This window comes from Streptomyces sp. NBC_00083, assembly GCF_026343295.1.
Taxonomy (GTDB): domain Bacteria; phylum Actinomycetota; class Actinomycetes; order Streptomycetales; family Streptomycetaceae; genus Streptomyces.
In genome coordinates this window covers 606,877-631,911 of record NZ_JAPELY010000003.1, presented here as the reverse complement: position 1 = coordinate 631,911, position 25,035 = coordinate 606,877, and the positions used below count along the sequence as shown (strand labels likewise).

Genomic DNA, 25,035 nt, shown 5'->3' with positions numbered 1-25,035 from the left:
TTGGCATGCTGACCGCATGACGGCTGTGCAAGCGACCGACATCGACGGCTTTCCTCACGACATCCCCTTGGCTGAGCTCTCGTGGCGGCCGAGCGTCTACGCCGTGCTCCTGCGGCAGAACGCCGTCCTGCTCGTCCCGCAGAAGGACAGGGGGTTCGATCTGCCGGGCGGCGGGGTCGAGTTGGGCGAGTCGCTCGCGGCGGCGGCCGTCCGGGAAGTCGCGGAAGAGACCGGCCTGCGGGTCGTCCCCGGTCCCGTCGTGACGGTCCGGGAGTCCTTCTTCGTGTGGGCCCCGGGCGATCCGGCCGCACGAGCGGCCTACCAGTGCCTGATGTTCTATGTCACCGCAGCGGTGACCGGCGGAAGCCTGAGCACCGAGGGCTTCGACGAAAGGGAGCGCCAGGACGCGGATCTGGCTCGCTGGGTGCCGTTGGACGCCCTCCCCACGCTGAAGGTCGCGAGCAGCGTCGACTTCCGGCCTGTCGTCATGGCCGTTGCCGTTGAGCACCGTTGAGAGTTCGGGCCGCGCTTTCTATGCTGGCTCCGGTACAGATCTGCCGCACGGCTTGACACACGTCCGAATCAGGCTGATCTAAGGATGTATCGCCCGTGGAGCCGTTGTCGCTGATAGTTCTCGCGGGAGGGCGCGGAAGCCGCCTGGGCAGGCTGACCGATTCCCGGCCCAAGCCACTCGTGACGATCGGCGGCCGGCCCATCCTGTGGCACATCCTCAAAGCCTACGAAGCGGCGGGCATCTCCCATGTCGTGATCGCGGGCGGCTACCGCCACGAGCAATTGAGCCAGACGTTCTCCGGCGACGGGACGGTGGACGTGGTGGACACCGGTCAAAGCACCAATACCGCGGGGAGGCTTCTGCGGCTCGCCGACCGGCTGCCGGAGACCTTCTGTCTCACCTATGCCGACGGCCTCAGCGACGTGCCGTTGACGGACGTCATCGATCTCCACCTCAGTCGACGGCCCCAGGCGACCATCACCGCCGTACATCCTCCCTCGCGTTTCGGCACCGTCGCCCTGTCCGGAAGCGCGGTCACCAGCTTCGAGGAGAAGACCACGCTCCGGTCGATGTGGGTCAACGGCGGGTTCATGGTGCTCAACAGGAGCGTCCTCGACCTCGTGGCGGGCGACGAGACCAGCCTGGAACAGGAAGTACTGCCCAAGCTGGCCGCCAGTGGGCAGTTGGCGGCTTACCGGCACGACGGCTTCTGGCATCCGATGGACACGACGGCGGACATGGAACTGCTGAACAGGCTCTGGCACGGAGGAGCGCCATGGCGAACATGGTGATCCCGCTCAACTCCGGCGCCCGTGTCCGGTGATCGCCTTCTCCAGCGTCGCGCACACACGGTCGATCTCGGCCGTCGACATGTCGTGGTAGCTCGGCAGGTTGACGGCGCGCCCGGCGAAGGCGCGGGCATGGGGGCAGGCGTCCGGAGTCTGCCTGAACATGGGCAGCGCCGAGAGGCTCGGGAAGACTAGGCGGGCATCGATGCCCGCCTGGAGGAACACGTCCCGCAGATGGCGGCCGCGGACACCTCCGGGCTCGACGCATTCAGCAGTCGGCATCCAGGCTCCGAGCCTGTCCTGCTGCCGGCACGTGTTCAGACGCACCGAGGGGAGCCCTTCCAGACGCTCGCGGTAGAGCTCGAGGATCTGTGTCTTCCGCTGGATCAGTTCATCGAGCCGCTCCGTCTGGCCGAGGCCGAGTGCCGCCTGAAGATTGGACATCCGGTACTTGTGACCGATCCTGTCCGGCACGAAGTCCGCCGCCCGCCCCGGCGCCCGTCCATGGTTGTTGAGGACGCGCACCGCACCGGCGAGGTCCGTGTCCCGCGTGACGAGCATGCCGCCCTCCCCGGTCGTGAGTGTCTTCGTTCCGTGGAACGAGAAGACCGAGAACCGGCCGATGCTGCCGGCCCGTCGGCCGTCGACCGACGTCCCGAGGCCCTCGGCGGCGTCCTCGACCAACGCGACACCCCGCCTCGTGCACAGCTCCGCCAGCCCCACGACGTCACAGGGGTTGCCGTACAGGTGCACGGCGATCACGGCACGGGTCCTGTCCGTCAGGCGCGATTCGACGGACTCCGGGGTGAGACACCAGGTCACCGGATCGATGTCGGCGAACCGGATCGTCGCGCCGAGATGGACGGCAGGCGCGACGGACGCTATCCACGTGATGTCCGGGGCGATGACCTCGTCGCCCGGCCCGATCCCGAGAGCCGCCAGGCCCAGATGGAGGGCGCCGGTCGCGCTTGAGGTGCTGACGGCACACGGAACACCCACATGGTCGGCGAAGGCCCCTTCGAACCGCCGGATGTAGTCGTAGCAATGGTCACCCCACCCGTGCGTCGCGGCGTCCAGGACGTAGCCGATCTCCAGGTCGGTGATCGAGGGGCGGGTGTAGGGAATCGCGTCGCGCCGCGTCATGCCGCACCGCCGCTCCCGTACGCCGTGATCATGTCCCGGCACACGGCCAGCGGCTCCTGCCCCTCGTCGACGAGCCGGTACCAGCGGAACGTCTCCCGAAGGGCTTCGTCGATGCCGAACCTGTTGACGAAACCCAGCTCTCGACGGGCCTTCGACGGGTCGATCGTCAACCAGTCCGATTCGTGCGCGGCGTTGTCACCGCTGCCGAGTACCGCCTCCCCTCGTGGATACAGGGTCCGGGCGCGGGCCACCACCGAGGCCACGTCGATGGCGTCGCCGGCGCGCGGACCGAAGTTGTAGGGGCCGTCCTGGGCCTCTCCCCGGCATAGCCGTTCGGCGAGCGTGAGATAGCCCGCGAGGACGTCGAGCACGTACTGCCAGGGGCGCACATGACGGGGATTGCGTACGAGGACCGGCTTTCCCGCCTCCCATGCCCGGACGATGTCCGGAACGAGCCGGTGTTCACCCCAGTCGCCGCCACCCACCACGTTCCCCGCGCGGGCACTCGCGACGCGGATGCCGGCCGGGTTCAGGAAGGCCTCTCGGTAGCACTCCGTGACGAGTTCGGCGCATGCCTTGCTCACCCCGTACGGCTCGTTCCCGCCGAGCGGGTCGGACTCCCCGTGGCCGTTGCCGCGGCCCCGGTTGCGGTAGACCTTGTCCGTGGTCGCCACCACGACGGCGGTCGCGGAACCGCAGCGCCGCACGGCCTCCAGCAGCGCCGCAGTTCCCAGCACGTTGTGCGACATAGTGCCGAACGGATCCGCGAGCCCGCGCCCGACGATGGCCTGGGCCGCCAGGTGCACGACAATCTCGGGCCGCGCGTCCTCCACAGCCCGCTGCAGCGCGCGGAGGTCCCGCACATCTCCGCGGAGGTCCCGGCAGATGTCACCCACGCCCGCTGCCGAGAAGAGGCTCGGATCGCCCACCGTGGGCAGGCTGTATCCCGTCGTCTCCGCCCCGAGCCGGTCGAGCAGGACGACGAGCCAGCTCCCCTTGAAGCCGGTGTGCCCGGTGACGAAGACCCGCTTTCCGGCCCAGAACTCCTCGCTCAACAGCCCGATACGCATACGCGCCCCCAGCATTCGTCAGTACGTCAGCAGCCCGCCGCTCACGTTGAGCACCGCTCCTGTCATGTACTCGGCCGCGCCGGAGACCACGAACGCCACGACTTGGGCGATCTCCGAGGGGTCGGCCAGGCGCTGCCAGGGGACGGCCGCGGTCTGCCGTGCGAGTCCGTCCGGAGAAAGCTGACCGCGCAGCATCTCGGTGTCCACGAGTCCCGGCACGATCGCGTTGACCGTGATGCGCAGAGGCGCGAGCTCGCGCGCGATCCCGCGTACAAGCGTCACTACGCCTCCCTTGCTCGCGGCGTAGGCCAGGGAGCCGTCGTATCCGCCCGTCCACCAGGCGTCGGAGGCCAGGGCGACGATACGGCCGCCGCTCCCCTGACGACGCATGACCCGGGCGCACTCCTGCGCAAGGAAGAACGTGCTTCTGAGATTGGTGCGGAGATGCAACTCCCAGTCGTCCACGTCGACTTCGAAGAACGGGGTGCGCTTGAGGACGCCTGCGGCGTGGACCAGGATGTCGATGCCGCCCAGTTCCCGCTCGGCCGCCTCCACCACTCGGCTCGCGGACGGAACGGCCGAAAGGTCCTCGGCCACCCGTACGACCGGTGCGTTCCCCCAGGGCTCCAGATGGCGCAGGCTGCGGTCGACGACGCAGACCGCGGCGCCCCGCTCCACGAGCAGCTGGGCGACCGCGGCCCCGATGCCGCTTCCGGCTCCCGTCACGATCGCCCGTCTGCCGCCGAGGCCGTGCGTGCCGCAGTCGCCCCCGGGCTCACTCCGCCACGACGCCATGGGCGTGCCGTTCCGTGAGAGTCGCGTCGTACGCGGGCAGGACGGCGGCGCCGGAGTTCTCCAGGAACTCCTGGAGTCGGGAGGATTCGGCCAAGGACCGGGTGAGTCCCAGCGGCGTGCGCCTGCTGAAGTTCTCGTGATGGAAGATGCCGTCGGTCCAGACCACCGGCCCGTTCCGTGTGCTGATGGTGACGGCCAGGGATTCGGGGTGGTGGACGCCGACGGCGACCGATGTGACACCGGGCGCGATCACGTCCTGGTCGTCGAGGAGGTGGACCCGGTTCCGGGCGTCGAACAATACGTACTCCACGACATCTCTGGGCACGGACAGCTCATGTGCCTGCGTCTGGTCGACCACATGAGAGTGCGAGGGCGCGAGGAACTCGGCCCATCCCGAGCGCAGCAGGTGCACCGTGGCACGGGGGAACTCCCGTACGTCCGAGAGGGAGTAGGCCTGGAACGGGGACAGGATCACGTCGGTGACGGCTTCCGGACCGATTCCGAGGGCACGGAGCTGATCCCGGACGGAGGTGCCGAGCCGCATCCTCGCTCGGGGATGGCCCGAGTACTGCTCCCACAGCCGGTCCAGCTCGGGATCGGCGCGTGACATCCCCGCGTTCACGAGCATGCAGCGGGAGGCGTTGCGGATCAGCACGACCGAGAAGGAGAGGGTGACCCACGCGTCCCAGTGGCGCATCCAGAACACCTCCGGTCCCCGCACATCAGCCCGGCCGAACTCCAGCACGCGCACCGCATACCGGTCGGCCGTCACGCGCTGAAACCCCCGTCGACCAGGAGCGTCGCCCCGGTGGTGAAGGAAGAGGCGGGGGACATGAGGAAGTACGCCGACTCGGCCACCTCACGGGGTGAGGCGTACCTTCCCAGCGGGTGGGCAGCCAGCTCGGCCTCGACGGCTGCCGCGTAGGGGACCGGCCTGGCCAGCATGTCGGCGTGCTGCATGGGCGTGTCCACCGCACCGGGGGCGATCACGTTCACCCGGATTCCCTGCGGAGCCAACTCCAGCGCGAGCGCTTTGGCGAACATCATGAGGCCTCCCTTGCTGGCGCAGTAGGCGGCGAAGTTCTCCGCGCCGCGCAACGAGGAGATGGACCCGGTGAACAGGATCGAAGCGCCGCGGTCGAGGAAGGGAAGCGCCGCACGTGTGACGAGGAACGCGGCCGTCAGATTGGTGCCGAGGATCGCGTTCCAGGTCTCCACGGAGGTCTCCGCCAGCCCCTGGTAGTGGGCCACGCCGGCGTTGCTCCAGAGTCCGGACAGGCGTGTTCCCGGCGGAACGACTGCGCCGAAGGCGTCCTTGACGCTCTCGGCGTCGGAGACGTCGCATCCGGCGAACACGGCGTCACCCCCGCGCTCGCGTATCTCCGCAGCGACGGCCGCACCGGCCGGCTCGCGGTCGAGCAGGACGACGGCGGCTCCCCGCTCGGCGAACAGGAGGGCGCCGGCGCGCCCGATGCCCGAAGCCGCGCCCGTGATGACCACTCGGTCCTGAGTCTCCACTCGGTATCCTCCCGTGTTGACCGCGCGCCTGGGATGGGGCCGCACGCCAGGCTGTCGAGTGCCGCGACGGCCGTCAGGGCAGGTGGCCGGTGTCGTGCAACCAGTGCGGGGACTCGATGAGTTCCACCCGTACGCCGTCAGGTCCGAGGGCGAGCGTGACCTTGCCGCCGCAGATGGGGCCGATGGTCGGCACGACCGGATCGGACAGCAGCTCGTATCCGGCTTCCCTGACCCGTCGGCACATGGCGTCGATGTCGGACACGGCGAGGGCGAGGTGAGCCGTGCCCGGCGCCGCTCTGCGGGCGTCCGCGGCCTGGACGGAGACATGTCCGAAGTGCACGAGCTCCACCGCGAACGTGGAACCGGGGACGCGCAGTACGACCGCCTCCATCTCGTACCCGGGATCGGCCAGCAGCGTCCCGAGATAAGGCGCGCGGGGTGACCATCGGAAAGCGACGTCCAGTCCGAGGACGTCCACGAAGAACGGGAGAGCCGCGTCGATGGACGTGACGTGGATGCCGATGTGGTGCGGTGCCACCACCCTAGGAGCCGGCTGTTCGCTCGGTTGCTGTACCACCACGGGCTCTCCCCCATGAGCATGACAGTCACTCGCCCAGCCTTCGTCAGGCTAACGGAGGCCCTGGGCCCTGTCGATGGCCCGGGATGCGGCACCGCGTCGGGGGCCGGGCGCAGCCGCGCCTCCGTTGACTGGCGGGGGGCATCTACGACTGTCGCGGCGTCGCCGAGCGGGATGCTCCGGCCCTAGACTTCGGCGCTTATCCAGAAACTGCGGAGGGAGCCACCGTGGCGTCGGACGATCGGCAGCGGCCCCAACGGCTGAACACCGGTGGCGGGGCTTATGTGGGCGGCAATGTCGACACCGCCGGGGGTGACTTCGTGGGCAAGGACAGCGTCAAGTCCGTCGTTCACGGATCGGTGGAGCGTCTGTCCGTCGGCGCGGCAGGCGCGGGAGCAGCCGAAGGCTCGGACGACCTCTCCGTCGCCGGGTTCCAGCAGGCGCTGGCGGACTTCGTGGACCAGCTGCAGCACGCAGAACTGAGCCCCGGTCTCAAGCAATCCGTCATCGAAGACGTCGAGACCGTCACCTCACAGACTCAGGAAGACGAACCGGACACGGACCTGATCATTCACAAGGTCGACTCGATCGGCCAGTTGCTCGGGAGAATGGCCGGCACGGTCACCTCACTGACGGGTCTCACCGAGGGTGCGCGTCAACTCATCGACTGGGCGGCTCAGTTGTTCCGCTGAGCCTCGTACCTGGTCCGGGAATCCGGCGCCCTCAGCAGCGTGAGTTCGGGCACCGCCACGACGAATGTCGTCCCGGCCGTGGCCGGCGCCGTCAGCTGGGCGATGACTTCGTCCGCCAGATTCCAGGGCAGAATGAGGACGTAGTCCCAGTCACCGGCGTCCAGGGATGAGGCCGGCTCGATCGGTATGTGACTCCCCGGCAGGTATTGGCCCTGCTTCGAGGGAGCCGCGTCATAGACGACGGGCAACAGGTCGGGGTGCACACCGGCGAAGTTCAGCAGCGTATTGCCCTTCGCCGCGGCACCGTATGCGCAGACCCGTGCTCCTCGGCGTCTCGCGTCGAGCAGGAAACGCAGGAGATCGTCCTTGATCGTCTCGGCTCTGCGCTGGAGTTGTGTGTAGGTCGCGCGCTCCGCGAGGCCTGCCTCGGTCTCCGTCCGGACGAGTTGGTGCACGCCCGGCGCGAGGGGCCGGCCCGCACCGTGATGTTGCGCGTGGATACGCAGGCTCCCGCCGTGCGTGGTCAGCTGTTCCACGTCGAAGATCTCAAGCCCGGCTCCCTCCAGTACATGGCGCGCGGACCTGAGTGACAGGTACGAGAAGTGCTCGTGGTAGATCGTGTCGAACTGAGCATGGCGCAGCAGGCTGAGTACGTGCGGAAACTCCAGGGTCACCACGCCCTGCGGCTTCGTGACGGCGGCGAGCCCCTCGGCGAAGCCGTTGATGTCCGGCACATGCGCGAAGACGTTGTTGGCGACGACCAGATCGGCACGGCCCCGCCGGTTCGCGATACCGGCCGCGAGGCGCGCCGAGAAGAACGCGTCGATGACGTCCAGTCCGGCCGCTCGTGCGGTCCGGGCGGCCTCGACTGCCGGTTCGATCCCGAGCGTGGGGATCCCGCGTGCGGCGAAGATCTCGAGCAGATGCCCGTCGTTGCATCCGATCTCCACCACCCGCGACCGCGGGTCCAGGCGCAGTCGCTCGATGGCCGAACGGGCGAACGCCTCCACATGTGCGAGCCAGGACCGGGACGTTCCCGACCGGTAGGCGTAGTCGGGGGTGAAGAGCGACCGAGGATCGGCCTGTTCCTCCAGCTGGAGCAGGGTGCACGCGGTACAGAAGCGGGCGCGTAGCGGCAGATGAACCTCCGGCTCACTGAGCCGGGCCGCCGACAGGTACGCGTTGGACGGCGGCGCGAAGCCCAGGTCGAGGACCGGTTCACCCAACGCGGACGCACAGGACCTGCACTTCATGGCGTCACTCCGGTGAATCGGCGATCGAGGGAGGGAAACGAGCTGTCCCGTTCCGACAGCCGACGGACCGGCAACGGCCACGTCACACCGAGGCGCTCGTCCTGCGCATGGAGTCCGCGTTCGTCCTGGGGCGCGTACGCGGCGCTGTGGAGGTACAGCACGGACACGTCGTCGGACAGCGCCTGGAACCCGTGCGCGAAGCCCGGCGGTACGAGCATGCTGTTCAGCCCGGCTCCGCCGAGGGTCCGCGCGCACCATCCGAGGAACGTCGGCGACCCGGTGCGGATGTCCACGGCAACGTCCCAGATCTCACCCCGGACGCAGGTGACGAGCTTGGCCTCCGCGCTGGGTGGCATCTGGTAGTGGAGGCCCCGGACGGTTCCCGCTCCGGAGGTCTGCGAGAAATTCACCTGTTGAACCGGCCAGTGCCAGCCGACGGTGAGCAGGTCTTGACTGTCGAAGATCCGCGCGAATCTGCCCCGTGCGTCCTCCCGTGGAGTCCGCGTTATTTCCACGAGGCCGTCCAGCTCCGTGCGACGGAAGACCAACACCCCCCGATGAAAGCATCCACCCGATGCCACTGACAAGCGGGCAACATGGCTGACGCATCGTCATATTGCTTGCTGTGGAACGCTGTTGAGGGCATGGGGCGATACTCTTACGGTAGTCCGGACAGCACGCGTACACCAATGAGCGGACCCGGTACGGAACTCACGGTCACAGCCACTCGCACGGGCGACGATGCCTCTGGAACCGGAACTCGTGGCCGTAATATCCATGCCCGTCGGAGCCGCAGCTCGCCTCCGGCCGCAGAGAGAGGGATTCCCCGTAATGCCGTTGTTCCTCACCTCGATCGCCTGCGAGGTAATGGACCAGATCGTGGTCCACCTGAACCGTGACCCGCACGAACTGAAGGTGGCCTTCATCCCCACGGCCTCCAATCCCTCCCGCACCAAAGAGGGCACCGAGAACGACCGTGCGAAGCTCAGGGACCTCGGTTTCCATGTCACCGATGTCGACATCGCCACCACGCGCCAGGAGGACCTCCGCGGGGCTCTCCGGCATGCGGACGTCATCTTCGTCGGCGGAGGCAACACCTTCCACCTGCTGCAGGAGGCACGCCGGAGCGGATTCGACACCATGCTCCGCGAGTTCATCGACGACGGCACGCCGTATATCGGATCGAGCGCGGGTTCGGTCATCCTGGGCCCCACCATCGAACCCATCAAGATGATGGACGACCCGAAGGAGGCTCCGGAACTCGACTCGTACGACGGTCTCGGGCTCATCGACTTCGTCCCGCTCGTCCACTACGGCAACGAGGAGTTCGTCGAGGAGTACAAGACGGCCCTGGCCGAGCTGTACGTGGCGGGCCCGAGGTTCGTCCTCGTCCGCGACCACGAATTCCTGACCGTCGACGGCGATCAGTGGCGGATCGACGGATGAAGCCCCCGGACCCCCAGGCCCGAGGGCGGCTGTGGTGAACCGCCTGGCCGGCAGGGTGGCTCTGATCACCGGAGGTTCGCGGGGCATCGGCCGGGCGACGGTGCTGGCATTCGCCCGTGAAGGTGCCGAGGTGATCGTCAACTACGTCCGGGACGAGGCTGCCGCACGCGGGGCCGCCGATGAGGTGACGCGGTCCGGGGGCCGGGCGACGGTCATGGCGGCCGACGTCGCACGGGCCGCCGAGGTGTCGTCCATGTTCGGTGCCGTCGAGGAACGGTTCGGCAGGCTCGACATCCTCGTCAACAACGCCGGCGTCTGGGCACCGGGACGGGGCCTGACCATGGACGAACCACTCCTGGACGGTCTCTGGTCGGTGAATCTCAAAGGCTCCCTCCAGTGCGCGCAGGCCGCGGCCGGGTTGATGCTTCGCCACGGCTACGGCCGCATCGTGAACGTCGCATCGGTGGCGGGACTCGGGATGGCCACGGCGGACAACACTCCGTATTCCCTCACCAAAGCGGCGCTCATCGCGCTGACCAAGCGACTGGCCCTCGAACTCGGCCCCGCGGTCACCGTCAACGCCGTGTGCCCCGGTCTGATCGCCACCGACATGATGGACGGCGACCGCACACGCGCCACGACAGCGGGCACCGTGGGCCGCACGATCCTTCAACGGCCCGGCAGGCCGGACGAGGTGGCCAACGCCATTCTGTTCCTCGCCAGCGACGAGGCGAGTTTCGTGACCGCACAGGCCCTGACCGTGGACGGGGGCCGCACCGACTTCGTGTCGCGCTCGGGCTGAGCACACCCCCTTTACAGCGACACCGAACGGTGGCACATCTACAGGCAGCGGGCTTCCGCTCCGGCGGCCCGGCCGAACGAGCGGTACGTCCCCTCACAGAGGATTGCGCGATCATGTTCGAGCCCGAGTCGGTCTCCACGGAAGGCGGCGCGGTGGTTCACGGCGACGTGAGCTCCGGCACCTTCATCGGACGAGACCAGATCATCGTGCTGTCGGGCTACTCCCAGGCCCAGTTGGAGCAGGCCCTCGACGGCATGGTCCACATGCTCCAACAGCCCGGCACGTCGATCCGCTTCGCGGAGGGCGAGGGCCGGCGGACGATGTCGCTCGCGAGCGAGGGCACCGGCGCGACGGTGTCGCTCGAAGCGGCCATGGCCCTCTCCTCCATGGTCGCCCGCAACCAGGCGTCCTACCTGGCATCCATGATCGTCAGTCCGGTGCTGCGCCGCTGGGGCACCCAGTTCGTGCCGCTCTCCGGCACCCTGACGGTCGTACAGGATCCGTCCGGAATGCTGGAGGTGCACCCGGAGTTCAGCATCCTCCACGCCCGTGGCGAGGGGGCGGAGCGGCGCGTCTTCCGCGAGCGGGTGCCCGACATCTCCACGGTGGCCCGCCGTTACAACACCTTCGTCGTCCTCGGGGAACCCGGCGCCGGGAAGACCACGGTGCTGTGCAAACTGGCGCTGGAGGCGGCCGAGACACGTCTGCGCACGGGTGCGGGCCGGCTGCCGCTGCTCGTCACCCTGGCCGACTACCGCGACTACACGGACCCGTACGCCTTCGTGGCGGACCAGGCGCGACAGCGGCTGGGCGACTCCGTGTCCGTGCACGACCTGCTGGCGCGCGGGGAGCTCCTTCTCCTGGTCGACTCCCTCAACGAGATGCCTCGGACCGGCGACCAGGAGTTCCGCGGCAAGATCCGCGCATGGCGGGACTTCGTCAACCGGTGGCCCGAGAACCAGTTCATCTTCTCGTGCCGACAACGCGACTACTCCGAGCCGCTGGGAGTCCAGCAGGTGGAGATCGACCCCCTGGACGACGCCCGGATCCGACTCTTCCTGGAGCAGTACCTGGGCGACGAATCCGCCGAATCCTTCTGGACGCGGATCACGGCGGGGCGCGACAACCTCGTCAGTCTGGCGCGGAACCCCTATCTCCTCACCATGCTCACCGCGATCTACCTCTTCGAGGGGGACCTGCCCACCAATCGCGCGCTGCTGTTCACCAACTTCATCGAGGTGCTGTTCCGAAGGGAGTCCAGCAAGGGCCACGCCGATTGGCCTCCACAGACCGTGCTGTTCACGGCGTTGGCGCAATTGGCGTGGTCCATGCTGGCCAGCGGCGAGGGCACGAAACTCTCCTACTCCGCCATGGCACAGCTGCTCAGGCACCAGGTGGACGCCCCGCCGGACAGCGGCTACACACCGTCCGACGTGATAATCCAACTCGGCCTGGCGACAAGCCTGCTCGAATCCCACGCCGGAGCCGAGGGCGAAGAGGAGATCTTCTTCTACCATCACCTGCTCCAGGAGGCCATGGCCGCGCGGGAGATGCTGCGCCGCTGGCGGTCGGGGCAGGACTTGACGCCGCAGGTGGCCGTCGCCCGGCTGGCCGTGGACATGCCCGATGCCGGACCACTCGGACCCAATGAGCCCCTGCCTCCGCCGCCTTCGAGCGGGTGGGAGGAGACGACCATCCTCGCGGCCGGCCTGGCGCAGGACGCCACCGCGTTCATCGAGTCGGTCCGCGGTGTCAACCCGGTCCTGGCTGCCCGGTGCGTACTGGAGGCAGGCGTCGCGACCACCGACTCCTTGCGCTCGCTCCTGGTGGCGGACCTGCAGCGGGAGATGTCCGATCCCGCCGTGCACCTCAGAGCCCGGATCATGGCGGGAAACGTGCTCGGCGAGCTGGGCGACGGACGGTTCGAACAACTGACGGTCGACGACCGGCCCGTGTGTCTGGGCCGGCTCGTCGAGGTCCCCGGCGGCAAGGCCCGGAACGGCAGCACAGGACGGGTCACCCGACAGCTCGCGCGTGAGGGGCACGGCTTCGGAAAGGAGGAGGAGCCCCGGCACCTCGTCCGTCTGACGGCCTACCGGATCGGCGTCCATCCGGTGACGAACGGCGAGTACCGCCGGTTCGTGGAGGACGACGGCTACCGGAAGTCCGGCTGCTGGACGGAGGCGGGCCGCGCCTGGCTGCGGGGCGAGAACCCCGGAGGCGGACCGGAAGCGGAATTCCTCAATCTGCGCCGCCATCTCAGCGTCGATCCCAGCACCGTGGCGCGCTGGCAGCAGACGCCGGGCGCGTCCAAGGAGATCGCGGGCTGGCGGGCCCTCGTCTCGGAATCCGACCAGCGGGCGATCGACGAACTGGAGGACTACTACGCACGAAGGTCGCGAACCCGCCCTGCCTTCTGGGAGGACGAGCGGTACGGCCGGGCCAACCACCCCGTGGTGGGCGTGACTTGGTACGAGGCGATGGCTTACTGCGCCTGGCTCACCGTGCAACTGAAGCTGGCCGGCCGCCTGGCCCGCGGCCATGCCGTCCGGCTCGCGTCCGAGGCCGAGTGGGAGCACGCGGCGAAGGGTTTCGGTTCACCCGCCTATCCCTGGGGGCGGAAGGGCGACTCCCGGTTCGCGAACACGCGTGAGGGCAGGGTCCTCGGGCCGACCCCGGTCGGGACCTATGCGGTGACCCGGTCTCCGTTCGGCTGTGCCGACATGGCCGGGAACGTGTGGGAGTGGACCCACAGCCTGCACCGCCCCTATCCGTACGATCCGGCCGACGGGCGCGAGGACGAGAACGGCCACGGCTATCGCGTCGTGCGGGGCAGCTCCTGGATCGACCCGCAGCTCTACGGACGGTGCGCCTACCGCGGGCGCCACCCACCTGACTTCTTCGACTACGACCAGGGGTTCCGCGTGGTCGTGGCGGAGCGGCCGGAGTGATGACGACGGCTCCTGCGGCGGGGTCGAGCGCGGGCCGCATCGCCGGTGGGAGACCCTGTGCGGGAAGGGCCCTGTCCGGGGCGGGCCGGCGGGCCCGCCCGGCGCGGGTGGCCGCGGCACCGTTCACCATGGTGGCCGGCTCGCCTCCGGGCGGCGCGCGGGTCGCGGGGCTGCGGGGGCCTACGGTTGACGGCCCTCGGCAATCCGCTCCTGGTCATCTTCGGCGAGGACGACCGCAGGTGGCGGTCCTCGTCCGCCGCCGACTACCGGGCCGTCCCGGGCGCGAGGGTCGAGCTGCTGCCCGGTCTCGGACACTCACCCCTGCTGGAGGATCCGCCGCGTACCGCCGCTCCCCTGCTGGCCTTCACCGCGGTCCACGCCGTACGGGTGGACTGACTCATCTCCCGGCGTCCTCCTTCAGCATGTCCGCGCACTTCTCTCCGATCATCATCGTCGTGATGCACGGGTTGACGGTGACCAGGTCCGGCATCGCCGAGCCGTCGGCGACGCGGAGGCCCTGGATTCCCTTGACGCGCAGGCGGGCGTCGAGGGGCGCGGTCGGGTCGTTGTCCGCGCCCATCTTCACCGTGCAGGACGGGTGGTAGACCGTGTTGTGCGTCGTCGCGATGTAGTCGAGCAGCTCGTCGTCGGTGCGGACGCCGGGGCCCGGGGCGAGTTCGGCGCCGGCCCACGGGGCGAGGGCCGGCTGCGCGGCGATCTCGCGGGCCAGGCGCAGGCCGTACGTCATCACCCGCACGTCGTGCTCGTCCGTGAAGTACCGCGGGTCGACGCGCGGCTTGTCGCGGAAGTCGCGGGTGCGCAGCCGTACGGTGCCGCGGGAGCGGGCGCGGGTGACGTTGGGGGTGAGGCAGAACGCGTTCTCGCTCGTCGGGTATCCGCGCCGGTAGGTGTTCATGTCGAACGGCATCGAGCCGTAGTGGAACATCAGGTCGGGCCGGTCGAGGCCCGGCTGGGTGTCGACGAAGATGCCGATCTCCCACCACTGCTGGGAGGAGGTCACCATGGGCCGCTTGGCCTCCCACATGATGACGCCCTCCGGGTGGTCCTGGAGGTTCTCCCCCACACCGGGCGCGTCCACGACCACGTCGACGCCCACGTCCCGCAGATGGCCGGCGGGTCCGATGCCCGACAGCATCAGCAGCTTCGGCGTGTCGATCGCACCGCAGCTGACGATCGTCTCGCGGCGTGCGGTGACGGTACGGGAGTGGACCAGGTCCGGATCGAGATAGGCGGCGCCCGTGCAGCGCCGGTCGGCGTCGATCAGCAGGTGCTTGGCGCGGACTCCGGTACGCACCTCCAGGTTGGGGCGGTTGCCGAGCACGGGGTGCAGATAGGCGACCGAGGCCGACTGGCGCATGTTGTTCTCGTCGGAGTTGATCTGGAACCAGCCGGCGCCGCGCAGCACCGTCGTACCGGTGTTGAAGGCGGTGGTGGGGATGGAAGCCTGTGCGCACGCCTCCAACAGGGCGGTCCCGCACGGGTCGTTGGGCTGGACGGTGCGGATCTTCACCGGTCCCGTACGGCCGTGGTGATCGCCGGGGTCGCCGTTGGTCTCCAGGCGCCGGTAGAGCGGGAAGGCGTCGGCCGCGCCCCAGCCCGAACAGCCCGCCGCCTCCCAGGCGTCGAGGTCCTCGGCGGGCGCCCAGAAGGCGATGCACGAGTTGTGCGAGGAGCAGCCGCCGAGTACGCGGGCGCGGGCGTGCCGCATGTAGCTGTTGCCGTGCTCCTGCGGTTCGACGGGGTAGTCCCAGTCGTAGCCGGACTCCAGAAGGCCCATCCAGCGCTCCAGGCGCAGGACGTTGTCGTCGCCGACATCGCTCGGCCCCGCTTCCAGGAGGCAGACCGTGACGGACGGGTCCTCACTCAGCCGGGCGGCGACGACGCAGCCGGCGGTGCCGCCGCCGACCACCACATAGTCGAACTCGTCCACGTCTGCTCCTTCGCCTGCGTAAGCCTGGGTCGTGGGTTCTCGGTCGTGGGTCGTGGGTCGGGCTGCGTATCCCCGGTGGGTGTGCTCCTACGGTGCGCCGTGGGCCATGGGTTCCGAGGGGCCTCCGGCGGAGTGCTCGGCGAGTACTCCGGTCTGCTTGCGCTGGACGAACCAGTAGTAGAGGAAGCCGCCGATCCCGACGACGCCGACGAACAGGACGCCGCCCCAGCGCAGGTACCAGTGCTGCGGCCCGGTCGCGTTGTAGACGGCGGCGCGCGGCCACAGCAGGTTGACGGTCATGGCGGCGCCCCACACCACGGCCAGGATGTTGATGGGGATGCCGAGGCGGCCGAGCGAGAAGCGGCCGGGGGACGTCGTCCAGCGGCCGCGCAGCCGCTGGATCAGCAGCGGGAGCGTCACCAGCAGATAGGCGATGTAGATCATCACGATGGCGATGCTGGTGACCACGGAGAAGATCTGCGGCTGGTTGATGTTGACGACCAGGATGACGATGGCCACGATCCCGATCAGACACGTGGCGAGCACGGGGGTCTGGAACCGGGGGCTGAGCCGCGCGAGTTTCGAGCCGCCCGGCAGGTTGTTGTCGCGGGCCATCGCGAACGCGAGGCGCAGTCCCGCCGTCTGTACGGAGAGCGCGCACACCGTGATGGCGATGACGACGCACCACAGCACGACCACGCCGATGGTGTGGCCGAGGGCGGCCTTCACCACGTACTGCAGGCCGTCCACGGACAGCTCTTTCGCGTGCAGGTCCGGGGCGGCGAGCAGCGCGAACAGCAGGATCAGGCCGCCGAGGAGGAAGGAGGCGACGAGGGCGCGCAGGATGGCGCGCGGTGCGTTGCGTGCGGGGTCGATGGACTCCTCGCCGAGCGAGGAGGCCGTGTCGAAGCCGTACATGACGTACGCCGACGCGAGCGAGGCGGTCAGGAACGCGCCGAGGTAGCCGAGCGACTGCCCCTGCCCGTAGCCCTCGGTCTGCACGATGGCGCTCGGGCCGCGGGTGATGTGTGCGGCGAGCAGGATGACGAGGACGACGGCCGCGACGAGTTCGATGAAGACGCCCGCCGAGTTGATGGTGGCCATCAGCTTGACACCGAAGGCGTTCACGAGGGTGGTGAAGAGGATCAGGATCGTGCCGAGCAGCACCGCGTTGGCGGCCTTGTCGTACTTGCCCGTGCCGTCGCCGATGACCTGGAAGAAGCTGGAGATCTGAGGGAGCGTCAGCTGGTAGGCGAGGGCCACGGCGGCGAGCGACACCATCGTCGCGACCGTCATCATCCAGCCCGCGAGCCAGCCGACGTGGGGGCCGCCGGAATGCTTCGACCAGTTGTAGACGGACCCGGCGACGGGGAAGCGGGCGGCGAGTTCGCAGAAGCACAGGGCCACCATCAGCTGGCCGAGGAAGACCATCGGCCAGGACCACCAGTAGGCGGGTCCGCCGAAGCTGACGCCGAAGTAGAACAGCTGGAAGGTGCCGGTCAGGATGGAGATGTAGCTGATGCCGGCCGCGAAGGTGTGGAAGTTGCCGAGCGTCCGCTTGAGGCCGGGCTTGTAGCCGAGCTCGGTGAGGGCCGCGTCCTGGTCGGAGGACGCGTGGTTGGCCGGTTGGTCCGGTCCCGGTTGGTCCGGTCCGGGCGGGCTGTCCGCCATGACGGGTCTCCTCGTTGCGTACGGGCAGGGGGCACAGCGCGGTGGCAGATGGTGGGTGGTCGGACCCTGGGGGTGGCCGGCCGGGGCCGGCGCCGAGGTCATGGGGCGGGCCGGCCGGGCCGGCGCCGTGGTCAGTCGAACCAGCGCTGCGGTTCGGCCGCGGTGTTGCGCCAGACGTGCTTGGCCTCGGTGTATTCGGCGAGTCCGGCGGGGCCCAGTTCGCGGCCGACTCCGGACTGCTTCATGCCGCCCCATTCGGCCTGCGGCACATAGGGGTGGAAGTCGTTGATCCAGACCGTGCCGACCCGGAGGCCCGCGGCGACCCGGTGCGCCCGGCCCTCGTCCGTCGTCCACACGGCGCCCGCGAGGCCGTAGACGGTGTCGTTGGCGAGGGCCAGCGCCTCGGCCTCGCCGCGGAACCGCTCGACCGTCACCACCGGGCCGAACGACTCGTCCTGCACGACGGACATCTGCGGGGTGCACTCGTCGAGGATGGTCGGCGGGTAGTAGAAGCCGTTCGCAAGCGCCGGGTCGTCGGGCCTGGCGCCGCCGAGCCTCAGGACGGCCCCTTCGGCGACACCCGCGGCGACGTACGCCTCGACCTTGTCGCGGTGCGCGGCCGAGATGAGGGGGCCGGTACGGGCGTGCTCGTCGAAGGGGCCGCCCATGCGGATCCGCCCGGCCCGTGCGGCGAGTTCGTCGACGAAGCGGTCGTGCAGCTCGTCCTCGACCAGGAGGCGGGCGCCGGCCGAGCAGACCTGCCCCGAGTGGAGGAAGACGGCCATGAGCGCGTAGTCGACGGCGGTGTCGAAGTCGGCGTCGGCGAAGACGATGTTGGGGTTCTTGCCGCCGAGTTCGAGGGCGATCTTCTTCACGGTGGGTGCGGCGGCGGCCATGATGCCCCGGCCGGTGGCGAGGCCGCCGGTGAAGGAGACCAGATCGACGCGCTCGTCCGTGGTCAGCGGCGCGCCGACGGCGGCTCCGGAGCCGAGGACCAGGTTGGCCGCGCCGTCCGGCAGGCCGGCTTCCTGGAGGAGCCTCATCAGCATGATGGCGGTGTGCGGCGTCAGCTCGCTCGGCTTGAGGACGAACGTGTTGCCCGCGCCGAGCGCGGGCGCGACCTTCCACGCGGTCTGCAGCAGCGGGTAGTTCCAGGGGGTGATCAGGGAGCAGACCCCGACCGGCTCGTGGACGACGCGGCTGTCGACCGTGGGCGTGCCGGTGTCGACGATGCGGTCGCCGCCGCCGGCCGCGACGAGGTTGCCGAAGTAGCGGAAGCAGTTCGCGATGTCGTCCATGTCGTACTCCGACTCGACCAGGCGCTTGCCCGTGTCGAGCGACTCCGCGCGGGCGAAGCCCGCTCGGTCGCGTACGAGGAGGTCGGCGACGCGGAGCAGCAGCGCGGCCCGGTCCATGACGGCGGTACGCGGCCACGGGCCCCGGTCGAACGCGTCGCGGGCGGCGGCGACGGCGGCGGCCGCGTCCTGCGGGCCGGCTTCGTCCACCTGGGCGACCAGGGTGCCGTCGGCGGGGCACCTGATCTCCCGCGTGTGCCCTTCCGCAGCCGCCGTCCACCGGCCGGCGATGAACAGCTCGGGCATGGCAATCCTCCAGGTCAGGCCCCACGGCACGGCCGGCATGCGGATGCCGTCCGGTGCGGCACGGCCCGTCTTCACGACGGACGGTTGGCCTGCCAGACGTAACACGGCCCGGACCGGGGCGCACGGCGACCGGTACCGGTGCCGCGCGCCCCGGGGACACCCCTCGTGGCCGGACCGGGGGCACCTGCCCGGAGGTGGTTCACGTGCCCGGAGGTGGGTTCAGGCGTGCGCGTGGCCCGGTGCGGTGCGCCCGCGCGGGGCGGCGTGATGGGCGACGCGCGACGAGCCGCCGGCCTGGAGGCGCTGGAGCCACAGGGACGCCAGACCCAGGAGGCCGCTGAAGAGGGCCAGGAGCAGGACCGACACCCACATCTGCCGGCTGCCGGGCGACTGCCACGCCGTCCAGGCGGTGGACGCGGCCCACAGGGCGAGCCCGAGGGCGTAGAAGGCACGGACCTGGCGCAGTTGCCGCACGGCCCGCAGGGACACGACGAGTTCGGTCTTGGATGCCATGCCGCCCCGTGTACCCCCGCGCGCGCCGTTCACTATGCCGGATCTGCCCTTATTGGCCCGGCTGTCCGGTCCCCTGGCTGTCGTCCCGCTCCGCGAAGGTGCGCCGGGCCGCGGCGCCCTGGTCGTCGGCCAGCCCCTCGTCGGCGGGCAGGCGGAGCGCCGCCCCGCAGTGCTTGCACAGCCTGCCGTCCTCGGCCGGCGTGCCGCACGCCTTGCAGAAGCGGTTGCCGGTGTCGTTCCTTGTCTGCTCAGCCATGGGGCCTCCCGTGGATCTCGTACTCCGTCGAGTGCGGAGTACCCCCTTCCGGCGACGGTGAACGGGGTGCCGGCACGGCGGAGACCACCGCGTCGGACGAGGTCATGACGTCCACCAGGAACCGGCGGCGCCGCACATCGAGCCGGCGCAGGGCCCGGCCGTGGTCGCGGTCATCAGCACCAGCAGTTCCGAGCGCAGACCCAGCAGGCGCCGCAGCCGTACGAAGACCGCGTCGCTCCCGTGCCCGGCCAGGGCGGGCCGGCCGCCGGCGGCCGGCAGGCGGGCGAGGAGCCGGGCGTGGTTCAGTTCCTCGGCGACGAAGCGCCGGACCGCCCGCCCGTACTCCGCGTCGCCCGCCCGGTCCGCCTCGCCGATCAGGCCTGAAGTCAGCAGACGCGGACCGAGGTCACATCGCTGCCTCCCGATATTCCCTTGCTCGGCGCTCCGGGCGGCGGTGCAATGGCCCGCATGGTGATCCACACGATCGGCGCTCTCGTTCCGCTCTCCCGGCCCGGCTGGGTCGAGGCGGGTCACCACCTGCTCGCGGGGCTTGAGTTGGCGGTGCGTGACGTCAACGCGAGCGGGGGTGTCGCGGGGCGACCGCTACGGCTGGAGGTCCGGGACACGGCGGCCGATCCGGACCGGGCCGCCGCGGCCGTGGAGGAACTCGCCGGGCTCGAAGTCGCCGCGGTGACGGGCGAGTTCCACAGCGTCGCCGCACGGGCCGCCGCCGAGCGGGCCCACGCCCTCGGCGTGCCCTACCTCTGCTCGTCGGCGGTGCTCGACGCGCTCACCGGGCAGCCGACCGACTCGGTCGCGCGGCTCGCACCCGCGCAGTCCCACGGCTGGCGCGTCTACGGCGACTTCCTCCTCGCCGCGGGCCACCGCCGCGTCGCCGTGGCGACCCAGCCGAGCCTCTACTGGGCGTCCGGCACCCGCATCCTGCGGGACCATCTCGCTCCGCACGGCGCCACCGTCGTCGAGCTCGACATGAGCGCCCTCTCCCCCGAGGCGCTGTGCGCCGCACTGGTCGAGCACCGGGCGAGCGCGCTCCTGCTGCTGGTCGGACACCCGGAGCCGGCCGCCCCGATCGTCACGTCCGTACGCCGCGACCCGCGGCTCGCCGGTCTCCTGATCGGCGCTCCTGCCGGACAGCCGGAGCTGCCCGGATGGGCGGAGCTGCTGGGGGCCGACGGTGCCGCGATCCCGTTCCTGCGCTACCTTCCCGAGCGGCCGACCCCGCTCGGCAGGCGCGTCGGGTCGGCCCTGCGCGACGGCCTGGGCCGGGCGCCGTCCTTCGTCGCGTTCGAGGGGTACGACGCGATCCTCGTGCTCGCCGACGCCCTGCGCACCCGCGGCGCGGCCGGCGCGTGGCCGGATGTCGCCGTCGAGGGCACGCGCGGTGAGATCCGGTTCTCCCGGGTGCCCGGCATCGGCGTGTGGCAGTGGGCCTGGGCCCCGGTGCAGGTCGCCGACCGGGACCCGGCCGACCCCGCCCGTTTCCGCGTGCTCCACACCGGCTGAGACCGTGCGGCGAGCGACCCTACGGGTACCGGGGTCACGAGTGGGCGGCCCCCGACCCGCGGGCGCATGATGAATACATGACCGAACGTGACGCGTTCCTCGCGTGGGTCAACACCGAGTTGCACGACGCGGAGATCGCGCTGCACAACGGGGACCCGGGTCCGCGCCGGGCGCTCTGGTCGCGCAACGAACCCGTGAGCGTCCTGGGTGCGTGGCGCAACGTCTTCGGCCAGGAAGCGGTCGGTGAACTCTTCGTGGCGCTGGGCGCGCGGTTCTCCGACTGCACCTCGCTCGTGTTCGAGCTGCAGTCGTGCGACGTGGTGGGAGACATGGCGTACACGGCCGGCTACGAGCACGTCTCCGTGACCATGGACGGCAAGCCGGGCGTCTACACCCTGCGGGCGACCCAGGTGTACCGCAGGGAGAACGGCGCGTGGCGCGTGGCCCACCGGCATGGTGACGCGCTGACCGAGGGACCGGCCGCGGACCCCGGCCCGCTCCCGGCACCCGCCGACCCGCGGACCCGCCGCTAGGTCAGGACGGGCAGCGTCGTCAGGCCGCGGACCAACCGGGTGTGGCGCCACTGGAGTTGGCCGGGCGGTACGGCGAGACGGAGACGGGGGAAGCGGGTGAGGAGCGCCCGCAGCACGATCTCGGCCTCCGCCCTGGCCAGTGGGGCGCCGACGCATCGGTGGATGCCGTGTCCGAAGGCGAGGTGGGCCGCGGCGTCCCGGTCCGGGGTGAGCCGGTCCGGCGAGGGGAATCGCTCCGGGTCCCGGTTGGCCGCGCCGAGGGCGACGGTCACCGGGGCCCCCGCCGGGATCCCGACGCCGCCCAGGGTGAGGTCCTCGGTCGCGTACCGGAAGGTCGCCGTGCCGACCGGGGAATCGAACCGGAGCAGCTCGTCGAGGGCGGCCGGCACGCGGTCGAGGTCGTCGCGCAGGTGGTCGAGGACCTCGGGGTGGCGGAGCAGGGCGAGGACCGCGTTGCCCAGGAAGTTGGTGGTGGTCTCGTGCCCGGCGATCAGGAGGAGCACCCCGAGGGAGACCAGTTCCTCCTCGCTGAGCCGGTCGTCGCCGTCGCGTGCCGCGACGAGGTCGTCGAGGAGCGAACGGCCCGGACGGGAGCGCTTGTCCGCGATGAGTCGGGCCATGTACGCCGCCATGGAGTGCGAGGCCGCGTCGATGAGTTCGGGGTTGCCCGCGGCGAACAGCTCGCCGGACCAGCGCTGAACGGCGGGCCGCTCCGCCTCCGGCACGCCGAGCAGCTCGCAGATCACGACGACGGGCAGCGGGACCGCGAGGGCGGCGACGAGATCGACCTGCTCACCGGTGGGCAGGCGGTCGAGCAGCTCGTCGGTGACCCGGGCGATGAACGGACGCATCCGGGCGACGGCCCCGGTGGTGAACGCCTTGGTCACCAGCTTGCGCAGCCGGGTGTGCCGGGGCGGGTCGGTGGCCAGCATGGTGTGTGCCACCGCCGGGTGCAGCCGGCGCCGTGACTCCCTGCCCGCGAAGAACGCCGCCGTGTCCTTGGAGAGGCGGAGGTCGGCGAGCGCTTCCCGCGCCTCCGCGTAGCCGGTGACCAGGTAGCCGGCGCGGGCGCCCGCGCCGGTCGCCAGGGGCTGCACGGGACACGCGGCGCGCAGCGCGGCGTAGGCGGGGTAGGGGTCGCGGAGGAACTGCGGGTCGTGCGTCGGATCGGTCACCCTGCCAGGCTCGGGCCGGTCCTGACCGAGACCCGTCAGCGACACGCCCGACAGGGCTCGGCGGGGCGGAAGGTGACCTCGTCCTCCCGGCGCTGGCCCTGCCCAATCCGCGCGAGTACGTACAAGTCGGGCGTGTGCATGGGCTGTTGGGCTCTCCGGATCGCGGTCCGTCGTGCCGGGCTCCGCCGCAGCGGTGCCCGGTTCAGTCGGAGGGCTCGGCCTCGGGCTTGGCCCGCTCCTTGGCGCGGCGTCCGACCACCGCCGCTGCCGCCACGGCGCTGCCCAGGAAGGCGAGGGCGACGGTCCAGGGCTGGTCGACGACGTGGTCCGTGGCGTGGTCGAGGGAGTAGCGGCCCGCTCCGGCGAGGCCGATCGCGGCGGCGGTGAAGCCGAGGAACGCCGGGTACTCGAACCCGCCGGCCTGGGCGAAGAAGCCGGCCGGGGCGTGCACGGAGACCGCCCCCGCCATGGCTCCGGCCGCGGCGGCACCTGCGGCGGGGGTGGCGAGGCCGAGGGCCAGCAGGGCGCCGCCGCCCATCTCGCCGAGACCGGCGGCGATCGCGCTCTGCTTGCCGGGGCGGAAGCCCATGTGCTCCATGGCGGCGGCGGTGCCGTCGAGCCCGGCACCGCCGAAACAGCCGAAGAGCTTCTGGGCGCCGTGCGCCATGAGGACCGCTCCGGTGCCGGTCCTCAGCACGAGCAGTCCCAGGTCGCGGCGGTTGAGGCAGGTCATGACGTCTCCCGGAGCGTGGGGCGATGGGCTCGACTCCCACTCTCGGGTCCTGGGGTGGCGGACCCTCAGCGTTGCTGGGCCGTACGGGTCACGGCGCCCGGGGCCGCCGCCTTCGGGCCGTCCGTCGCACGCCGGTCGTGGCCGGTCTCGCCCTGGGCCGTTTCGATGCCGCCGTGCAGATCGGCCGCCGCGTCGATGGCCGAGGCCGCCGAGGCGCACAGGCAGCCCAGCAGGACGGCCGCTATCAGCCGGGCGCCGGGCGAGCGGGCGAGGCCCTTCGCGGGGTGGCGCTCGAGCAGGGCGGCGACCCGGCGCGGCACCGGCCCGGCGGTGGCGGCGAGCACCGCGCGGGGCCGGGAGACGGCGGCGCGCGAGGCGAGGGCGGCGCGGCCGATCGCGCGGGCGGCAAGGCCGCGGTCGCCGACGGCCGCGGCGGCGTACTCGTCGGCGGAGCGCTCCAGGGCGAACGCGAGGGGTGCGCGCAGCGGACGCAGGCCGGGGTGGCAGTGCCCGGCGAGCTCGGCGACGGCCAGGAACAGGTGGTGGCGGCCCTGGAGATGGGCCCGCTCGTGGGCGAACAGGGCTTCCCGCTCGGCGGGTTCGAGGGTGCGCAGCATGCCGGTGGTGACGACGATCCGCCCCGGGCGGCCGGGCAGTGCGTAGGCGTCGGGGTTGGGGTCCCGCAGCACGGCCAGCTCACTTCCGGCCGGCCTCAACCGGGCGCGGGCGACGCGCAGTTCGGCCATGTGGCGGCGTACGGTGCGGACCAGGGCGGTCGCCGAGAGGGCCACGAGCGCCGCCGCGGTGGCGGCGGCCGGGAAGGCGAGCCAGGCGGGGAGCGCGTCCAGCGGAACCGCCAGATGACCCAGCGAGGCGACGAAGGGCAGCCGGAGCGCTCCGGCCAGCGCGATCAGGCCCAGCGCCGCCGTCGAGCAGAGGGCGAGGCCGGCCGCCGCGGCGGCGAGCAGCCAGGCGGCCGGGCGGGGCGGCAGCGCTTCGGCGAGCCGGCGCGCCGCGGGCACCGCGAGGAAGGGCACGAGCAGCGGGATCCACACCGAGAAGATCATCCGCCGCTGCCCCCGGACCGGCCCGGGTCGTCGCCGGGGAGCCCTTCCAGGCCGCCGCCGGGCCCTTCGAGGAGCGCACGCAGGAGCCGCTCGTCCTCGTCGCTGAGCTGGGAGACGAAGCGGGCGAGGACGGTGGAGCGGTCCTCCTCCTTCGCCAGCTCGGTGTGCATGCGGCGGGCGGTGAGCCCCGGCGCGTCCTCCGTCGGGGTGTATGTGTAGCCGCGCCCGGCGCGCCGGCGGGTGACCGAGCCCTTGTCGTGGAGCCGGCTGAGGATGGTGGTGACCGTGGTGCGGGCGAGACCGCCGCCGAGCTGCGCCTGCACCTCGCCGGGAGTGAGCGGCTCGTCGGCGGCCCAGAGCGCGGCGAGGACCCCGGCCTCCAGCTCGCCCGCCGGCCGTCTCGGCTCTCCGTGTCCGACGCCTCCCCTGGCAGTCATGGGACACTCCTCCTCATTCGTCTAC

At 70.9% G+C, this 25,035-nt stretch carries 26 protein-coding genes and 1 pseudogene; 9 read left to right on the top strand and 18 right to left on the bottom strand.

Features of this window, described 5'->3' with window-relative positions:
- The first annotated feature begins 16 nt into the window (after positions 1–16).
- Positions 17–514, top strand: a complete 498-nt coding sequence (locus OOJ98_RS26735) for an NUDIX domain-containing protein (RefSeq protein WP_267057584.1) — start codon at positions 17–19, stop codon at positions 512–514.
- A gap of 95 nt (positions 515–609) precedes the next feature.
- The gene (locus OOJ98_RS26730) at positions 610–1,305 is read left to right on the top strand and encodes a sugar phosphate nucleotidyltransferase (RefSeq protein WP_267057583.1); all 696 of its coding nucleotides are present in this window, start codon (positions 610–612) and stop codon (positions 1,303–1,305) included.
- A 6-nt stretch (positions 1,306–1,311) separates the two neighbouring features.
- Here the strand turns inward: OOJ98_RS26730 and OOJ98_RS26725 are convergent, their stop codons facing one another.
- The 6 genes from OOJ98_RS26725 to OOJ98_RS26700 all read right to left on the bottom strand — a co-directional run bounded on the left by OOJ98_RS26725 (position 1,312) and on the right by OOJ98_RS26700 (position 6,408).
- The gene (locus OOJ98_RS26725) at positions 1,312–2,487 is read right to left on the bottom strand and encodes a DegT/DnrJ/EryC1/StrS aminotransferase family protein (RefSeq protein ID WP_267057582.1); all 1,176 of its coding nucleotides are present in this window, start codon (positions 2,485–2,487) and stop codon (positions 1,312–1,314) included.
- Positions 2,442–3,515, bottom strand: coding sequence for a CDP-glucose 4,6-dehydratase (gene rfbG, locus OOJ98_RS26720; RefSeq protein WP_267057581.1), 1,074 nt, complete (start codon positions 3,513–3,515; stop codon positions 2,442–2,444). Before rfbG ends, OOJ98_RS26725 begins: the two co-directional genes overlap by 46 nt.
- An 18-nt stretch (positions 3,516–3,533) precedes the next feature.
- Positions 3,534–4,310, bottom strand: a complete 777-nt coding sequence (locus OOJ98_RS26715) for an SDR family NAD(P)-dependent oxidoreductase (RefSeq protein ID WP_267057580.1) — start codon at positions 4,308–4,310, stop codon at positions 3,534–3,536.
- Positions 4,291–5,082: a hypothetical protein gene (locus tag OOJ98_RS26710; protein WP_267057579.1), complete on the bottom strand. Its 792-nt coding sequence runs from the start codon at positions 5,080–5,082 to the stop codon at positions 4,291–4,293. The genes OOJ98_RS26715 and OOJ98_RS26710 overlap by 20 nt, the downstream gene beginning before the upstream one ends.
- On the bottom strand, positions 5,079–5,828 hold the full coding sequence (locus OOJ98_RS26705; RefSeq protein WP_267057578.1) for an SDR family NAD(P)-dependent oxidoreductase: 750 nt from the start codon (positions 5,826–5,828) through the stop codon (positions 5,079–5,081). The genes OOJ98_RS26710 and OOJ98_RS26705 overlap by 4 nt, the downstream gene beginning before the upstream one ends.
- 73 nt (positions 5,829–5,901) lie before the next feature.
- Complete coding sequence (locus OOJ98_RS26700; RefSeq protein WP_267057577.1) at positions 5,902–6,408, bottom strand: VOC family protein; 507 nt, start codon at positions 6,406–6,408, stop codon at positions 5,902–5,904.
- A 224-nt stretch (positions 6,409–6,632) separates the two neighbouring features.
- On the opposite strand from OOJ98_RS26700, the gene OOJ98_RS26695 reads away from it, so the two are divergent.
- The gene (locus OOJ98_RS26695; protein WP_267057576.1) at positions 6,633–7,097 is read left to right on the top strand and encodes a hypothetical protein; all 465 of its coding nucleotides are present in this window, start codon (positions 6,633–6,635) and stop codon (positions 7,095–7,097) included.
- Here the strand turns inward: OOJ98_RS26695 and OOJ98_RS26690 are convergent.
- Both OOJ98_RS26690 and OOJ98_RS26685 read right to left on the bottom strand, forming a co-directional pair.
- Positions 7,082–8,350 (bottom strand): class I SAM-dependent methyltransferase, encoded by a 1,269-nt coding sequence (locus OOJ98_RS26690; RefSeq protein WP_267057575.1) that lies wholly within the window; start codon positions 8,348–8,350, stop codon positions 7,082–7,084. The two genes, OOJ98_RS26695 and OOJ98_RS26690, sit on opposite strands and share 16 nt — an antisense overlap.
- On the bottom strand, positions 8,347–8,901 hold the full coding sequence (locus tag OOJ98_RS26685) for a dTDP-4-dehydrorhamnose 3,5-epimerase family protein (protein ID WP_267057574.1): 555 nt from the start codon (positions 8,899–8,901) through the stop codon (positions 8,347–8,349). The genes OOJ98_RS26690 and OOJ98_RS26685 overlap by 4 nt, the downstream gene beginning before the upstream one ends.
- Before the next feature lie 280 nt (positions 8,902–9,181).
- On the opposite strand from OOJ98_RS26685, the gene OOJ98_RS26680 reads away from it, so the two are divergent.
- The 4 genes from OOJ98_RS26680 (at position 9,182) to OOJ98_RS34865 (ending at position 13,945) form a co-directional block, all read left to right on the top strand.
- Positions 9,182–9,796: a Type 1 glutamine amidotransferase-like domain-containing protein gene (locus OOJ98_RS26680; RefSeq protein WP_267057573.1), complete on the top strand. Its 615-nt coding sequence runs from the start codon at positions 9,182–9,184 to the stop codon at positions 9,794–9,796.
- A 34-nt stretch (positions 9,797–9,830) separates the two neighbouring features.
- Complete coding sequence (locus OOJ98_RS26675; RefSeq protein WP_267057572.1) at positions 9,831–10,598, top strand: SDR family NAD(P)-dependent oxidoreductase; 768 nt, start codon at positions 9,831–9,833, stop codon at positions 10,596–10,598.
- Positions 10,599–10,711: 113 nt separating this feature from the next.
- Complete coding sequence (locus OOJ98_RS26670) at positions 10,712–13,549, top strand: SUMF1/EgtB/PvdO family nonheme iron enzyme (RefSeq protein ID WP_267057571.1); 2,838 nt, start codon at positions 10,712–10,714, stop codon at positions 13,547–13,549.
- 45 nt (positions 13,550–13,594) lie between these two features.
- Positions 13,595–13,945 (top strand): alpha/beta fold hydrolase, encoded by a 351-nt coding sequence (locus tag OOJ98_RS34865; RefSeq protein WP_323177940.1) that lies wholly within the window; start codon positions 13,595–13,597, stop codon positions 13,943–13,945.
- A gap of 1 nt (position 13,946) precedes the next feature.
- Here OOJ98_RS34865 and OOJ98_RS26660 read toward each other — a convergent pair whose 3' ends face one another.
- From OOJ98_RS26660 to OOJ98_RS26635, 6 genes and pseudogenes are all read right to left on the bottom strand, one after another.
- On the bottom strand, positions 13,947–15,500 hold the full coding sequence (locus OOJ98_RS26660) for a GMC family oxidoreductase (protein WP_267057570.1): 1,554 nt from the start codon (positions 15,498–15,500) through the stop codon (positions 13,947–13,949).
- 87 nt (positions 15,501–15,587) lie between these two features.
- A complete protein-coding gene (locus tag OOJ98_RS26655; protein ID WP_267057569.1) occupies positions 15,588–17,171 on the bottom strand; it encodes an APC family permease in 1,584 nt (527 codons plus the stop codon).
- Positions 17,172–17,302: 131 nt separating this feature from the next.
- Positions 17,303–18,772 carry an aldehyde dehydrogenase family protein gene (locus OOJ98_RS26650; protein WP_267057568.1) on the bottom strand — a complete coding sequence of 490 codons (1,470 nt, stop codon included), beginning with the start codon at positions 18,770–18,772 and terminating at the stop codon, positions 17,303–17,305.
- 219 nt (positions 18,773–18,991) lie between these two features.
- Entirely contained in the window at positions 18,992–19,285 is a 294-nt protein-coding gene (locus OOJ98_RS26645) for a hypothetical protein (RefSeq protein WP_267057567.1), read from the bottom strand.
- A gap of 49 nt (positions 19,286–19,334) precedes the next feature.
- Positions 19,335–19,541, bottom strand: a complete 207-nt coding sequence (locus OOJ98_RS26640; RefSeq protein WP_267057566.1) for a hypothetical protein — start codon at positions 19,539–19,541, stop codon at positions 19,335–19,337.
- Positions 19,534–19,925: pseudogene (locus OOJ98_RS26635) on the bottom strand (hypothetical protein); the annotation flags it as partial. The pseudogene OOJ98_RS26635 and the gene OOJ98_RS26640, both read right to left, overlap by 8 nt.
- Positions 19,926–20,009: 84 nt before the next feature.
- On the opposite strand from OOJ98_RS26635, the gene OOJ98_RS26630 reads away from it, so the two are divergent.
- Both OOJ98_RS26630 and OOJ98_RS26625 read left to right on the top strand, forming a co-directional pair.
- Positions 20,010–21,065: an ABC transporter substrate-binding protein gene (locus tag OOJ98_RS26630; RefSeq protein ID WP_267057565.1), complete on the top strand. Its 1,056-nt coding sequence runs from the start codon at positions 20,010–20,012 to the stop codon at positions 21,063–21,065.
- Positions 21,066–21,142: 77 nt separating this feature from the next.
- Positions 21,143–21,598 carry a nuclear transport factor 2 family protein gene (locus tag OOJ98_RS26625; protein ID WP_267057564.1) on the top strand — a complete coding sequence of 152 codons (456 nt, stop codon included), beginning with the start codon at positions 21,143–21,145 and terminating at the stop codon, positions 21,596–21,598.
- On the opposite strand, the gene OOJ98_RS26620 is transcribed toward OOJ98_RS26625, so the two are convergent.
- The 4 genes from OOJ98_RS26620 to OOJ98_RS26605 all read right to left on the bottom strand — a co-directional run bounded on the left by OOJ98_RS26620 (position 21,595) and on the right by OOJ98_RS26605 (position 25,010).
- Positions 21,595–22,773 carry a cytochrome P450 gene (locus OOJ98_RS26620; protein ID WP_267057563.1) on the bottom strand — a complete coding sequence of 393 codons (1,179 nt, stop codon included), beginning with the start codon at positions 22,771–22,773 and terminating at the stop codon, positions 21,595–21,597. The two genes, OOJ98_RS26625 and OOJ98_RS26620, sit on opposite strands and share 4 nt — an antisense overlap.
- 202 nt (positions 22,774–22,975) lie before the next feature.
- Positions 22,976–23,506 (bottom strand): DoxX family protein, encoded by a 531-nt coding sequence (locus tag OOJ98_RS26615; RefSeq protein ID WP_267057562.1) that lies wholly within the window; start codon positions 23,504–23,506, stop codon positions 22,976–22,978.
- 65 nt (positions 23,507–23,571) lie between these two features.
- On the bottom strand, positions 23,572–24,573 hold the full coding sequence (locus tag OOJ98_RS26610; protein ID WP_267057561.1) for a M56 family metallopeptidase: 1,002 nt from the start codon (positions 24,571–24,573) through the stop codon (positions 23,572–23,574).
- On the bottom strand, positions 24,570–25,010 hold the full coding sequence (locus tag OOJ98_RS26605) for a BlaI/MecI/CopY family transcriptional regulator (protein WP_267057560.1): 441 nt from the start codon (positions 25,008–25,010) through the stop codon (positions 24,570–24,572). Before OOJ98_RS26605 ends, OOJ98_RS26610 begins: the two co-directional genes overlap by 4 nt.
- Positions 25,011–25,035: the final 25 nt, after the last annotated feature.